Consider the following 13789-nt stretch of genomic DNA (forward strand, 5'->3'; position numbering starts at 1 on the left):
CGTAAGAAGCAAGCAATGGAGCTTACAGAGCAGCGATGGGACTGAGCAATTAACGTATAAGAAGCTGGAAGCAAGCTATCAAAACCAAAAGCAACGGCATTTGTAGAAACAATTCAAGTCATGTTATTCCTTGCTCATTCCTTACCGTAAATTTTCTTAAAAAGTACCTTTAAAACACTTCCTTTCCTGAATAAAAAAAGCATAATCAGCAGCCCATTTTTGCTGTTAAAACGCACTTATTTTTCCTCAACAAGGGAAAATTGAGCAACATTTGATACAGATTGCGAAGTCAATCACAACAGAACGGCAGATTAAATTTCACCTAGTTAATTAACAAAAATTTCAGGTGTGAGCCAGATCCCCAATGCAATACAACCGCAGAAAAGCCTCTACATGACTACACAATTAAGTAAGTGAACACTAACACACAATATTAAAGCGGATATAAACTGCGACGCATATCAACGTTTATTTTTTAGCCTTGGATGACTTAAAAACGAGCAAAATGACGTTTATGACGGAGTTGGTATGGTTTTTAACGTTTTTAACGGGAATCGAGTTTGATTATTTTGTGGATAAGGTGTTTTCTTACTCCTGCCTAAGGCCTACAGGCCACTCTTAGAGCGACGCAAATTACAGTGAAGCGAAGAGGTGGGCCTTGGAGAGTGTTTATCAATTGATGACATTCAATTCCATTAGTGAAATGAAAGCAAATAGTAAGGAACAGCTATGCTTGCCAATATTAAAAAAACAGCACTAGCAACAGCAATTATTGCAACGGCTACTACAGGTTTCGCATCAGTAGCTACAGCCGCTGAGCGCAGTGAACTGACTATCCACCCTAAAGAGTTTACAACTTTTGTTCGTAACTTTAACCCTTTCTTGGGTGCAACAAACCTGCACACAACTACTGACTTTATCTACGAGCCACTAGTTGTTTTCAACGAAATGCACGGCAACACGCCAGTATTCCGTCTAGCAGAAAACTTCCAAATGTCTGACGACCTAATGAGCGTAACTTTCGACATTCGTAAAGGCGTGAAATGGTCTGACGGTCAAGCGTTTACCGCTGATGACGTTGTTTACTCTTTCAACCTAGTAAAAGAGAAGCCAGAACTAGACCAATCTGGTATCAACTCTTGGGTTACTGGCGTAGAGAAAGTTAACGATTACAAAGTTAAGTTCCGTCTAAGCGAAGCAAACTCAAACGTTCCTTACGAAATTGCTAAAGTACCAGTCGTACCTAAGCACGTATGGAGCAAAGTAAAAGATCCTTCAACGTTCACGAACGAGAACCCAGTAGGTACTGGTCCGTTTACAGAGATCGACACTTTCACTCCGCAACTATACATCCAGTGTGAAAACCCGAACTACTGGGATGCAGCTAACCTAGACGTTGACTGTTTGCGTGTTCCTCAAATCGCGAACAACGACCAGTTCCTAGGTAAGATTGTTAACGGCGAAATGGACTGGACTTCTTCATTCGTTCCAGACATCGACCGCACTTACGCAGCAGCAAGTCCTAAACACCACTACTGGTACCCGCCAGCAGGTACTCAAGCGTTCGTAGTTAACTTCAAGAACCCAGATGCAGCGAAGCACGAAGCACTAACTAACGTTGACTTCCGTCGCGCATTCTCTATGGCTCTTGATCGTCAAACTATCATTGATATCGCATTCTACGGCGGCGGTACAGTGAACGACTTCGCATCAGGTCTTGGCTATGCATTCGAAGCTTGGTCTGACGAGAAGACTCACGACAAGTACAAAGGTTACAACTCGTACAACGCTGAAGGTGCTAAGAAGCTTCTAGCGAAAGCTGGCTTTAAAGATGTAAACAAAGACGGTTTCGTTGATACGCCATCTGGTAAGTCTTTCGAGCTACTGATCCAATCTCCAAACGGTTGGACTGACTTCAACAACACTGTACAGCTTGCTGTTGAGCAACTTGCAGAAGTAGGCATCAAAGCACGTGCTCGTACACCAGACTTCTCTGTGTACAACCAAGCAATGCTTGAAGGTACTTACGACGTTGCGTACACCAACTACTTCCACGGTGCAGACCCATACACTTACTGGAACAGTGCTTACAACTCAGCACTACAATCTGGTGACGGTATGCCTCGCTTCGCGATGCACTTCTACAAGAACGACAAGCTAGATGGTCTTCTAAACAGCTTCTACAAGACAGCTGACAAGCAAGAGCAGCTAGAAATCGCTCACGGTATTCAGCAAATCATCGCTCAAGACCAAGTTACTATCCCTGTGATGTCTGGTGCTTACATGTACCAATACAACACAACTCGCTTCACTGGTTGGTGGAACGAAGAAAATCCTAAGGGCCGTCCAAACATTTGGGCTGGTATCCCAGAGCGTCTACTTCACGTACTGGACCTAAAACCAGTTAAATAAGTAGAAGTTCATTTCTAGCGGCACACATCCCGTGTGCCGCCTATAAAAATCCCTTTGTGACCAAACCAACATATGGCGCTCGTCGTCAGGGGATTTTTCGCTCTAAATTTAGCTAGGAGCGACCTGAAACCAGAAACAGGGAAAAAATCTGGGTGAGTAAGGTGTGAGTTATGGGTTATTTTTTAAGACGTTTGTCGTTCTATCTTGTCGCGCTCTTGGTTGCAGCGACGTTAAACTTCATTATTCCGCGAGCAATGCCTGGTGACCCAGTTACCATGATGTTTGCTAACGCATCAGTACAGGTAACGCCAGAGCGAATCGCAGCAATGAAAGAGCTGCTAGGTTTCGTAGATGGTCCAATTTACATTCAGTACCTGTCATACATCAAAAACATTCTAAGCTGGGAGCTAGGTACTTCTATCCAGTTCTACCCGCTTTCAGTTAACTCTCTACTAGGTGGTGCATTCGGTTGGTCATTGTTCCTAGCAGGTACTGCAGTAGTGCTATCGTTCTCGATTGCTTCTGTACTAGGTATCTTCGCAGCTTGGAAACGTGGTAGCCGATACGACGCATTCGTAACACCGGGCACACTTATTGTTCAGGCGATTCCACAAATGGTAATCGCGATGCTAGCACTGTTCATCTTTGCCATCGGTCTTAAGTGGTTCCCATCAGGCTACGCATACACCCCGGGTACTGTGCCAGATTGGACAAGCTGGGAGTTCCTAAAAGACGTTGGTTACCACGCTATTCTTCCATTGTTCTGTGCGACGATTGTTCAGATCGGTGGCTTCCTAGTAAACATGCGTAACAACATGATCAACCTTCTTGCTGAAGACTACATCACGATGGCAAAAGGTAAGGGTCTGAGTGAAAACCGTGTGGTATTCAACTACGCAGCTCGTAACGCACTACTACCAAGTGTAACCGCACTTTCAATGTCTCTAGGTATGGCAATCGGTGGTCAGCTAATCATCGAAATGATCTTCAACTACCCAGGTCTAGGTACGGTTCTTCTTAACGCAATTCACGCACGTGACTACCAAGTACTTCAAGGTCAGCTAATCATCATGACGATGTTCATGCTTTGCTTCAACCTAATGGCTGACATGCTGTACATGATTCTAGACCCTCGCCTACGTAAGGGAGGCAAATAATCATGAAAGAACTATTTAAACTGATTTTAGGTAACGCGTTCGCACGTGTTGGTTTGGCAATTATCTCGGTATTCATCTTTGTAGCAGTAGCTGCACCTTTGATTACTCAACATGCGCCAGATAAGCGCACTGGTAACCCACATGAATACCCTGGTTTTGTTGTAAAACAAGCACAAAATAACCCTGATGGCTGGGTTGCAAAAAACCTAGCAGATGATCGTCGCACGCTGCTGATGTCGAAAAAAGCAGACCACGTTCTAGGTACATCTCGTATGGGGCGTGATATCTGGTCTCAAGTTGCTTACGGCGCTCGAGTATCGCTGGGTGTTGGTTTCGGCGCGGGTATTATCGTGTGTTTCTTAGCAACAGTTATTGGTATCTCAGCGGGTTACTTCGGCGGTCGTGTCGATGACGTATTGAGTGCTGCAATGAACATTATGCTGGTAATCCCACAATTACCATTGCTCTTTGTACTCGCAGCCTTCATCGGAGAGGCTGGACCGCTCACCATTGCATTGATTATCGCCGGTACCTCCTGGGCTTGGGGTGCACGTGTTGTGCGAGCTCAAACCATGGCACTACGCGAGAAAGAGTTCGTTAAAGCAGCAGAGGTTCTTGGTGAATCATCCATTCGCATCATCTTCGTTGAGATTTTGCCAAACCTTATCCCAATCGTAGGCGCAAGCTTCATCGGTTCGGTAATGCTAGCAATCAACACAGAAGCCGTCATCTCGTTCCTAGGTCTAGGCGATGCCAATACCATCAGTTGGGGCATCATGCTGTACAACGTACAAACTTCATCAGCAATGCTTATCGGAGCATGGTGGGAAGTGCTAGCTCCTTGTATTGCACTGACTCTATTGGTTACTGGTCTTGCTCTACTGAACTTTGCAGTAGATGAAATTGCTAACCCACAACTTCGTTCTCACAAAGGCATGAAGCGCTGGAAGAAAATGGCAGCACAAGACAAGAAAGAGCGTGAGCCAGAATTGGCACCACAAAATGCACTATGGAGCGGAGATAAATAATCATGACTGCACCACTAATTTCTATCCGTAACCTATGCGTAGACTACATTACAGACGCGGGCGATGTCCGCGCATGTAACAACGTTAGCTTCGACATTGCACCAGGCGAAGTATTCGGTCTGGCTGGTGAATCTGGCTGTGGTAAATCCACTGTTGCTTTCTCGCTAATGCGCCTTCATAAGCCGCCAGCGTTTATCACAGGTGGTGAGGTTATTTTCAATGGTGAAGATATCCTCAAATACAGCGATGAACGCATGCAAGCGTTCCGCTGGAGCGAAATGTCGATGGTATTCCAAAGTGCGATGAACGCTTTGAACCCAGTACTAACGATGGAAGAGCAGTTCTGTGACGTCATTATGCGCCACACCAACATGACTCGCGCTCAAGCAAAAGTACGTGCAGAAGGTCTGTTGGAAATCGTAGATATCCACCCTAGTCGTCTGAGCGATTACCCGCACCAGTTCTCTGGTGGTATGCGTCAGCGTCTGGTTATCGCTATCGCTTTGGCTCTGAATCCAAAAATGATCATCATGGATGAACCAACAACAGCGCTAGACGTTGTGGTTCAACGCGAAATCCTGCAAAAGATTTACGCACTTAAAGAAGAATTTGGCTTCTCGATTCTGTTCATCACCCATGACTTGTCATTGATGGTCGAGTTCTCTGACCGCATCGGCATCATGTACTCGGGCGAGTTGATTGAAGTCGCGCCTTCTAAGCAAATTTTGGAAAGTCCTTACCACCCTTACACCAAAGGTTTGGGTAGCTCTTTCCCTCCACTAACTGGTCCTAAGACCAAATTAACTGGTATTCCGGGCAACCCTCTGAACTTATTAGAAGTTCCACAAGGCTGCCGTTTCCAAGCTCGCTGTGACCGCGTCCATGAAGCTTGTACAAGAGTACCAACTCAGCTACGTCAAATAGAACCTGGTCGTCTCTCAAACTGCCACTTGTACGGCGACACCATTGCTCAAGCTAAGGTTTAACAACAAAAAATAACGCTAGCTAAGAAGAAAATTACACTGGAGAGAATTATGAGCAAACAATTCGGCGAACTGCTGATTGAAGGTAAAAATGTCGTTAAAGACTTCCCTTTAAACAGTAACTCAATCAAACAATCTAAGATGCGTGCAATCAACGACGTATCTTTCAAAATGTACAAAAGCCGCGGTTTGTCAGTAGTAGGTGAATCTGGTTCAGGTAAATCTACTACCGCAAAAATGATTGCGAAAATGTATGCACCAACGGATGGCATCATCGAATACAAAGGGCGTGACATCCAAGACATCACCTCTCGACACGATTTGATGACCTACCGTGAAGGCGTACAAATGGTATGGCAAGACCCATTTGGCTCGCTAAACCCAACACACAACATCTTCCACCATATTGCTCGCCCACTGCTGATCCACAAAAAGATCGCACCGGGCAACAAGAAAGAGTTGGAAGAGCGCGTGTATGATTTGTTGGAACAAGTTGGTCTGATTCCACCAAAAGAGACGGCACAAAAGTTCCCGCACCAGCTTTCTGGTGGTCAGCGTCAACGCGTGAACTTGGCTCGCAACATTGCGGTTGGTGCAGAAGTGGTATTGGCTGACGAACCAACATCAATGCTTGATGTATCGATCCGTGCTGGTGTTCTCAACCTAATGGAAGAGATGAAGTTTGAGAAGCAAATGTCTCTGCTTTATATCACTCACGATATCGCGACAGCACGTTACATTGCTGAAGATCTTGCAGTTATGTACGTGGGTCACATGGTTGAATGGGGAGACACTGAAGAAATCATCCACGATCCGCAACACCCATACACACAACTACTGGTTTCAGCGGTGCCCGATCCATCGAAGTCAATTCACGAGAAGTTGAAAGGTAACAAAGGTGAAATCCCACTGTGGACACCAGAATCAGTCGGTTGCCCATTTGCAGGACGCTGCGTTCATGCCACAGAAAAATGTCGTGAGCGACTGCCAGGTGTGACTCAATTGTCCGATAACCATTTTGTTCGTTGTTACTTATTCGAAGATTAATCATAACGAGGGTCAGGTATCAATCTGACCCCTTTTTCCCTTTGTATTTTATTGTTTCCCGGAGAAATTGAATGCTGCTACTGACTAACCATATTGGTTACGAGCGTCTGGGTCCTAAGAAAGCGATCATCCAGACGAGTCAACCACGTCTGTCTTCTTATACTGCTTTATTGGTTTGTGCCGACAGCCACCAAACTGTTGCGACACTGACAGTAGAAAAGCAAGGCAAAGTGGCAAACTGGCATCAAGGTCATTTTTACCTTGTCGACTTTTCTTCATTTAACACTCCCGGTAACTACTACCTTCGCTTCGATCATTTGCGCTCATCTCACTTTGAGATTGGAGAGCATGTTCTTCTCGATCGTACGCTGTCTGATGTGATCCATTATTTTAAATCTCAACGCTGCGGCGGCATTTTCGATCAACAAGATCGCCAAGCACCGCTACTTAACTCTAGCGAAACCGCAGATGTTCACGGCGGTTGGTATGACGCATCAGGCGACGTCAGTAAATATCTAAGCCATTTGTCATACGCAAACTACCTAAATCCACAACAGACACCGATGGTAGTTTGGAACATGTTGAAAGGATTATCTCTGCTCGAAGGTAACGACAAACTGGCTAAGTTCACGGCCACTCGTCTTGTTGAAGAAGCGTTATTTGGCGCAGACTTCCTTGTTCGTATGCAAAATGAAAAAGGCTTCTTCTACATGACCGTGTTCGACAAGTGGAGTAAAGATACAGCGCAACGCGAGATTTGCGCGTACGAAACTCAACTTGGTCATAAGTTCGATGACTATCAAGCAGGCTATCGACAAGGTGCAGGCATCAGCATTGCAGCATTAGCTTCAGCAGCACGACTAGATGTTCATGGCGAATTCGACCAACAAAAATACCGTAATGCGGCAGAAAACGGTTACTGGCACCTAAAAGAACACAACACCCAATACTTGAACGATGGTGAAGAGAACATCATCGATGAATACTGTGCGCTTCTTGCCGCTGTAGAGCTATTTAAGACCACCAAAGAGGTACGCTACCTAGAAGAAAGCCGCGTATGGGCAAAACGTCTTTCAACTCGCCAAACAAGTGATGAGTACATTCAACACTTTTGGAGTGCTAATCAAGATGGCAGTCGACCTTACTTCCATGCAGCAGAAGCAGGACTTCCAGTGATCGCACTATGTGAATACTTAACCATCGAAGACGACTCTGAGCGCGCATCGGTAGCAAAGCAAATCATCACTCAAGCGTGTGAATTTGAAGTCTCTATCACCAACAAAGTTAAGAACCCATTTGGGTACCCACGCCAGTACGTTAAAGGCGTAGATGAAGCGAAACGTGATGCGTTCTTTGTCGCACACAACAACGAATCAGGTTACTGGTGGCAAGGTGAAAATGCTCGCTTAGGTTCACTGGCAACCATGGCTTATGGGGCACTCCCTTTCATTGAGTCAAAAGCACTAAAACAGCAGCTTTCTAAACTCGCACAAGATTCTATTAACTGGATTGTGGGGCTGAACCCATACGACATGTGTATGTTGGATGGTCATGGTCGTAACAATCCGGACTATCTTCCTCAATACGGTTTCTTCAATGCAAAAGGTGGCGTGTGTAATGGCATTACCGGCGGTTTCGAAGATGAGGAAGACATTGCATTTAATCCACCAGCGCAGAAAGACGACATGCTTCAGAACTGGCGCTGGGGTGAACAATGGATCCCACATGGTGCTTGGTTCCTACTCGCGGTGATGAGTCAGGCTCAGCACATCTCGACTTTAGCCAACTCTCAAGCCTTCAAGGAGCAATAAACATGGGGATGTATTTTGTAGGTATTGATGGAGGCGGTACGTCATGCCGCGCTCGAATCAAAGATGCACAAGGCAACTTCATTGGTGAAGCCAAAAGCGGCAGTGCAAACATCATGCTGGGCGCAGACATCGCGATGGCGTCGATTCTTGAATCTATTGCTTCAGCGGCAGCACAAGGCGGGCTAACTCAACAAGATTTCGCTTCTATGCACGTAGGTCTGGCTCTAGCAGGTGCGGAACATAAAACCTCTTGGCAAGCATTCATGGCTTTGGAACACCCATTTGCCAGTATGACACTCAATACCGATGCTTACGGAGCATGTATTGGTGCGCATAACGGTGAAGATGGCGCAATCATGATCGCAGGAACAGGTTCATGCGGCATTTTCCTCAAAGGTCTCGAGCAACATGTCGTTGGCGGTCGTGAGTTCCCAATCTCCGATCAAGGTGGCGGCGCAGTCATGGGGTTGCGTCTGATCCAACAAGTCTTGCTGGCAGAAGACGGCATTCGCGAAAAAACACCTCTAGCAGCACACGTAATGGCACATTTTGAAAATGATATCGACAACGTAGTGGCATGGTCTAAGCAGGCTCTACCTCGCGATTACGGTCAATTCTCTCCAGCAATTTTCCAACATGCTGAACAAGGTGATGCACTGGCGATTGAAATGCTAAAGCAAACCGCAGCCGATATAGAAATGTTCTTAGTCGCGCTGAATAAGCGTGGGGCTACTCGTATCTGCCTAATGGGCAGTATCGCAGAGCGAATCCTGAACTGGTTATCTCCACCAGTTCAACAGTGGGTGGTTGAACCTCAGTTTGATGCGATTGAAGGGGCCATTATGTTTGCTGGTAAGCCAGAACATAACCTTTACTCGGTGAGTGTTGAGTAGGAGTGAACATGGAATATCGTGTTGATTTAGTGGTCCTTTCTGAACAAAAACAAAACTGTCGCTTTGGACTCACCTTTCATAATTTGAGCGACCAAGACCTAAACAGCTGGGGCTTAACTTTTGCTTTCGATCGTTACATTCTTCCAGATAGCGTTTCAAATGGTCAACTTACTCAGATTGGTAGTTTTTGCACACTCAAACCAGAAGGTATAGTGCTGGCTGCCAACCACCACTATTACTGTGAATTCAGCATTGGCTCTAACCCATTCCGTTATTATTCGGATGGCTTTAATGAAGCAATGATCGACTTTGTCGTTGATGGTCAACCTCAACGTGCTCAGGTCGACGTCACCCCTATTGTTTTGGCTTCACCATATCGGGAACGCAGCGATATTCCAGCAAGCTTAACGCACGCTCAACCGTTACTGCCAAAACCAAACCATATTGAAGTCAGCGACCACTCGTTCACTTTTGACGAACAAGCTGGCGTTGCAATTTATACCGACTTAGCTAACTCAGCCAAAGCGTGGTTACTAGAAGAGCTCCAGCGTATTCACCAATTTACACTTTCTTCTTCTAACAGCGGCAAAATCATTTTCAAAAGCAACCCAACACTGGATGAAGGGGCATATAAGCTCAAAGTATCAGAAGAGTCGATCAAGATTGAAGCAGGCTCTTCATCTGGCTTTACCCATGCTTGTGCAACTTTATTGCAGCTACTAAAACGAGATGAAGCAACCAAAACCATGGAAGCAGTGTGCTGTTCGATTATAGATAGCCCACGCTTTCGTTATCGCGGCATGATGTTGGACTGTGCTCGCCATTTCCATTCCGTAGAGCAAGTAAAACGCCTGATCAACTTGTTGGCGCATTACAAGTTCAACACGTTCCATTGGCATCTCACTGACGATGAAGGCTGGCGTGTCGAGATCAAATCACTGCCTCAGCTTACGGAAATTGGCGCATGGCGTGGTATCGATGAAACCATCGAGCCACAATACACCCATTTATCTCAACGCTACGGCGGCTTCTACACGCAAGAAGAAATCCGAGACGTTATCGCATTTGCAGAGCAACGTGGTATCACCATCATTCCTGAAATTGATGTACCTGGTCATTGCCGCGCCGCAATTAAGTCTCTGCCTCACCTCTTAATTGAAGCAGAAGACACCACTGAGTACCGCAGCATTCAGCATTACAACGATAACGTCATTAACCCAGCTCTTCCGGGCAGTTACGAGTTTATCGACAAAGTACTTGAAGAGATCGCTGCTCTATTCCCTGCTCCTTATGTTCACATTGGCGCGGACGAAGTGCCTAACGGCGTGTGGTCGAAAAGTCCTGCTTGCCAAGCCCTAATGGAGCAATTGGGTTACACCGATTACAAAGAGCTGCAAGGTCACTTCCTGCGTCATGCAGAAGACAAACTGCGCAAACTGGGTAAACGCATGCTGGGTTGGGAAGAAGCTCAACACGGCAACAAGGTCAGCAAAGATACCGTGATTTACTCATGGTTGAGCGAAGAAGCAGCATTGAACTGTGCTCGCCAAGGCTTTGATGTGGTGCTGCAACCTGCACAAACTACTTATTTGGATATGACCCAAGACTACGCACCAGAAGAGCCTGGAGTAGACTGGGCTAACCCGCTGCCATTAGAGAAAGCTTACAACTACGAGCCGTTAGCAGAAGTGCCTGCTGACGATCCAATCAGAAAACGCATTTGGGGCATTCAAACCGCTCTATGGTGCGAAATCATCAACAACCCATCGCGCATGGACTACATGATTTTCCCTCGCCTGACTGCCATGGCAGAAGCATGTTGGACAGAAAAACAACACCGCGATTGGACCGACTATTTATCACGGTTGAAAGGACACCTACCTCTGCTTGACTTGCAGGGAGTGAATTACCGTAAACCGTGGAAGTAATACCAAGCCAGATGCCAACGCATCACGCTTAAAGAGTTTTTAAATTTTTGGCTGCAGGCGCAGCTTAGTAAAAAGGAAATACACAAATGAAATACGGCTATTTCGATAACGAGAATCGCGAATACGTCATCACTCGCCCTGACGTACCAGCACCATGGACAAACTACCTAGGTACTGAGAAGTTCTGTACAGTTATCTCGCACAACGCGGGTGGCTACTCGTTCTACAACTCTCCAGAATACAACCGTGTTACTAAATTCCGTCCAAACGCGACATTCGATCGCCCAGGACACTACGTTTACCTGCGTGATGATGAGACAGGTGATTACTGGTCAATCTCTTGGCAACCTGTTGCGAAAAGCCTAGATGAAGCAAACTACGAAGTTCGTCACGGCTTGTCTTACTCTAAGTTCAAATGTGAATACAGCGGTATTACCGCGACGAAAACATTGTTCGTTCCAAAAGGTGAAGACGCTGAAATCTGGGATGTAGTGATTAAAAACACCTCTGACAAACCACGCACGATCAGCGCATTCTCATTTGTTGAGTTCTCATTCAGCCACATTCAATCTGATAACCAAAACCATCAGATGTCTCTTTACTCAGCAGGTACGGCTTACAACGAAGGCGTGATTGAGTACGACCTGTACTACAACACGAACGATTTCGAAGGTTTCTACTACCTAGCTTCAACATTTGACCCAGATTCATACGACGGTCAACGTGACAGCTTCCTTGGTCTATACCGTGACGAAGCAAATCCGTTAGCAGTGGAACAAGGTAAGTGTTTCAACACCGCACAAACTTGTTACAACCACTGTGGCTCTCTGCACAAGCAATTTACCATCCAACCAGGTGAGGAAGTTCGCTTTGCTTACATTCTAGGTATCGGTAAAGGCAACGGTGAGCGTCTGCGTGCTAAGTACCAAGATCTTGCAGAAGTTGACAACGCATTTGCTGGTATCAAAGCACACTGGGATGAGCGTTGTGGCAAGTTCCAAGTGAAATCACCAAACGAAGGTCTAGACACCATGATCAACGCTTGGACGCTATACCAAGCGGAAACTTGTGTCGTTTGGTCTCGCTTTGCTTCATTCATCGAAGTGGGTGGTCGTACTGGTCTGGGTTACCGCGATACAGCGCAAGATGCGATCTCAGTTCCTCATGCTAACCCTGCAATGACGCGTAAACGTATCGTTGACCTGCTACGCGGTCAGGTGAAAGCGGGTTATGGTCTACACCTATTTGATCCAGATTGGTTCGATCCAGAAAAAACTGACGTTAAACCATCGAAATCACCGACAGTTGTTCCTACTCCGTCTGATGAAGACAAGATTCACGGTATCGAAGACACATGTTCGGATGACCATCTATGGTTAGTCCCAACCATCTGTAAGTACGTGATGGAAACGGGTGAACATAGCTTCTTCGACGAAGTGATCCCTTATGCTGACGGTGGTGATGCCACGGTTTATGACCACATGAAGGCAGCACTAGACTTCTCGGCTGAATACGTAGGTCAAACCGGTATCTGTAAAGGTCTGCGTGCAGACTGGAACGACTGTCTAAACCTCGGTGGTGGTGAATCTTCAATGGTGTCGTTCTTACACTTCTGGGCACTGCAAGAGTTCATCGACCTAGCGAAATACTTAGGTAAACAAGCTGACGTTGAAAAATACACGGAAATGGCAGCAAACGTTCGTGAAGCATGTGAAACACACCTTTGGGATGACGAAGGTGGTTGGTACATCCGTGGTCTAACGAAAAATGGTGACAAGATCGGTACAGCGCAACAAGCGGAAGGTCGAGTACACCTTGAGTCAAACACGCTTGCGGTACTTTCAGGTGCGGTATCTCAAGAGCGCGGTGAAAAAGCGATGGACGCAGTCGATGAGAACCTGTTCTCTGAATATGGCTTACACCTAAATTCACCATCATTCGCAACACCAAACGATGACATCGGCTTTGTTACTCGCGTTTATCAAGGCGTAAAAGAAAACGGGGCAATCTTCTCACATCCAAACCCATGGGCTTGGGTAGCTGAGGCTAAATTAGGTCGTGGTGACCGTGCAATGAAGTTCTACGATGCACTAAACCCATACAACCAGAACGACATCATCGAAAAACGTATTGCAGAACCTTACTCGTACGTACAGTTCATCATGGGTCGTGACCACCAAGACCACGGTCGTGCAAACCACCCATGGTTAACAGGTACATCTGGTTGGGCTTACTTCGCCGTAACCAACTTTATCCTCGGTGTGCGTACAGGCTTCGATGGCCTGACCATCGATCCTTGTATCCCAACGAACTGGCCAGGTTTCGAAGTGACTCGTCAATGGTTAGGTGCAACGTACAACATCAAAGTCGTTAACCCTGATTCAGTGAGCAAAGGCGTTAAGTCGATTACCGTAAACGGTGAAGCGGTAAGTGGCGCATCAGTGCCAGTTCAAGCACAAGGTTCAGTAAACGAAGTTATCGTTACTCTAGGTTAATCATCTTTTAGGGGAGTCCTTCTCCCCTTTTGGGT

At 46.2% G+C, this 13789-nt stretch carries 9 protein-coding genes; all 9 read left to right on the forward strand.

Translation table 11 applies throughout. The features are described 5' to 3' along the window. Nucleotides 1–729: 729 nt before the first annotated feature. Nucleotides 730–2412, forward strand: a complete 1683-nt coding sequence (locus NL647_RS21665) for an ABC transporter substrate-binding protein (RefSeq protein WP_005446317.1) — start codon at nucleotides 730–732, stop codon at nucleotides 2410–2412. Nucleotides 2413–2582: 170 nt separating this feature from the next. Next, nucleotides 2583–3569 (forward strand): ABC transporter permease, encoded by a 987-nt coding sequence (locus NL647_RS21670; RefSeq protein ID WP_005446316.1) that lies wholly within the window; start codon nucleotides 2583–2585, stop codon nucleotides 3567–3569. A 2-nt stretch (nucleotides 3570–3571) separates the two neighbouring features. Then, nucleotides 3572–4597, forward strand: a complete 1026-nt coding sequence (locus NL647_RS21675) for an ABC transporter permease (RefSeq protein WP_005446315.1) — start codon at nucleotides 3572–3574, stop codon at nucleotides 4595–4597. Between the two features lie 2 nt (nucleotides 4598–4599). Then, nucleotides 4600–5583 carry an ABC transporter ATP-binding protein gene (locus NL647_RS21680; RefSeq protein ID WP_005446313.1) on the forward strand — a complete coding sequence of 328 codons (984 nt, stop codon included), beginning with the start codon at nucleotides 4600–4602 and terminating at the stop codon, nucleotides 5581–5583. Nucleotides 5584–5631: 48 nt separating this feature from the next. After that, nucleotides 5632–6627: an ABC transporter ATP-binding protein gene (locus tag NL647_RS21685; RefSeq protein WP_005446311.1), complete on the forward strand. Its 996-nt coding sequence runs from the start codon at nucleotides 5632–5634 to the stop codon at nucleotides 6625–6627. A gap of 71 nt (nucleotides 6628–6698) precedes the next feature. Then, nucleotides 6699–8438, forward strand: coding sequence for a glycoside hydrolase family 9 protein (locus NL647_RS21690; protein WP_050936984.1), 1740 nt, complete (start codon nucleotides 6699–6701; stop codon nucleotides 8436–8438). Between the two features lie 2 nt (nucleotides 8439–8440). Continuing rightward, nucleotides 8441–9331, forward strand: coding sequence for an N-acetylglucosamine kinase (locus NL647_RS21695; RefSeq protein ID WP_009698737.1), 891 nt, complete (start codon nucleotides 8441–8443; stop codon nucleotides 9329–9331). 8 nt (nucleotides 9332–9339) lie between these two features. Then, on the forward strand, nucleotides 9340–11259 hold the full coding sequence (locus tag NL647_RS21700) for a beta-N-acetylhexosaminidase (protein ID WP_009703765.1): 1920 nt from the start codon (nucleotides 9340–9342) through the stop codon (nucleotides 11257–11259). 86 nt (nucleotides 11260–11345) lie between these two features. Then, entirely contained in the window at nucleotides 11346–13754 is a 2409-nt protein-coding gene (locus tag NL647_RS21705; RefSeq protein WP_253650670.1) for a N,N'-diacetylchitobiose phosphorylase, read from the forward strand. Nucleotides 13755–13789: the final 35 nt, after the last annotated feature.

The sequence above is a fragment of the Vibrio sp. Y29_XK_CS5 genome, assembly GCF_024181835.1.
GTDB lineage: Bacteria > Pseudomonadota > Gammaproteobacteria > Enterobacterales > Vibrionaceae > Vibrio > Vibrio harveyi.

Coding starts and splice junctions, on each gene's coding strand:
- NL647_RS21705 (WP_253650670.1), top strand. CDS start 11,346: ATGAAATACGGCTATTTCGATAACGAGAATCGCGAATACGTCATCACT.
- NL647_RS21690 (WP_050936984.1), top strand. CDS start 6,699: ATGCTGCTACTGACTAACCATATTGGTTACGAGCGTCTGGGTCCTAAG.
- NL647_RS21665 (WP_005446317.1), top strand. CDS start 730: ATGCTTGCCAATATTAAAAAAACAGCACTAGCAACAGCAATTATTGCA.
- NL647_RS21695 (WP_009698737.1), top strand. CDS start 8,441: ATGGGGATGTATTTTGTAGGTATTGATGGAGGCGGTACGTCATGCCGC.
- NL647_RS21680 (WP_005446313.1), top strand. CDS start 4,600: ATGACTGCACCACTAATTTCTATCCGTAACCTATGCGTAGACTACATT.
- NL647_RS21685 (WP_005446311.1), top strand. CDS start 5,632: ATGAGCAAACAATTCGGCGAACTGCTGATTGAAGGTAAAAATGTCGTT.
- NL647_RS21670 (WP_005446316.1), top strand. CDS start 2,583: ATGGGTTATTTTTTAAGACGTTTGTCGTTCTATCTTGTCGCGCTCTTG.
- NL647_RS21675 (WP_005446315.1), top strand. CDS start 3,572: ATGAAAGAACTATTTAAACTGATTTTAGGTAACGCGTTCGCACGTGTT.
- NL647_RS21700 (WP_009703765.1), top strand. CDS start 9,340: ATGGAATATCGTGTTGATTTAGTGGTCCTTTCTGAACAAAAACAAAAC.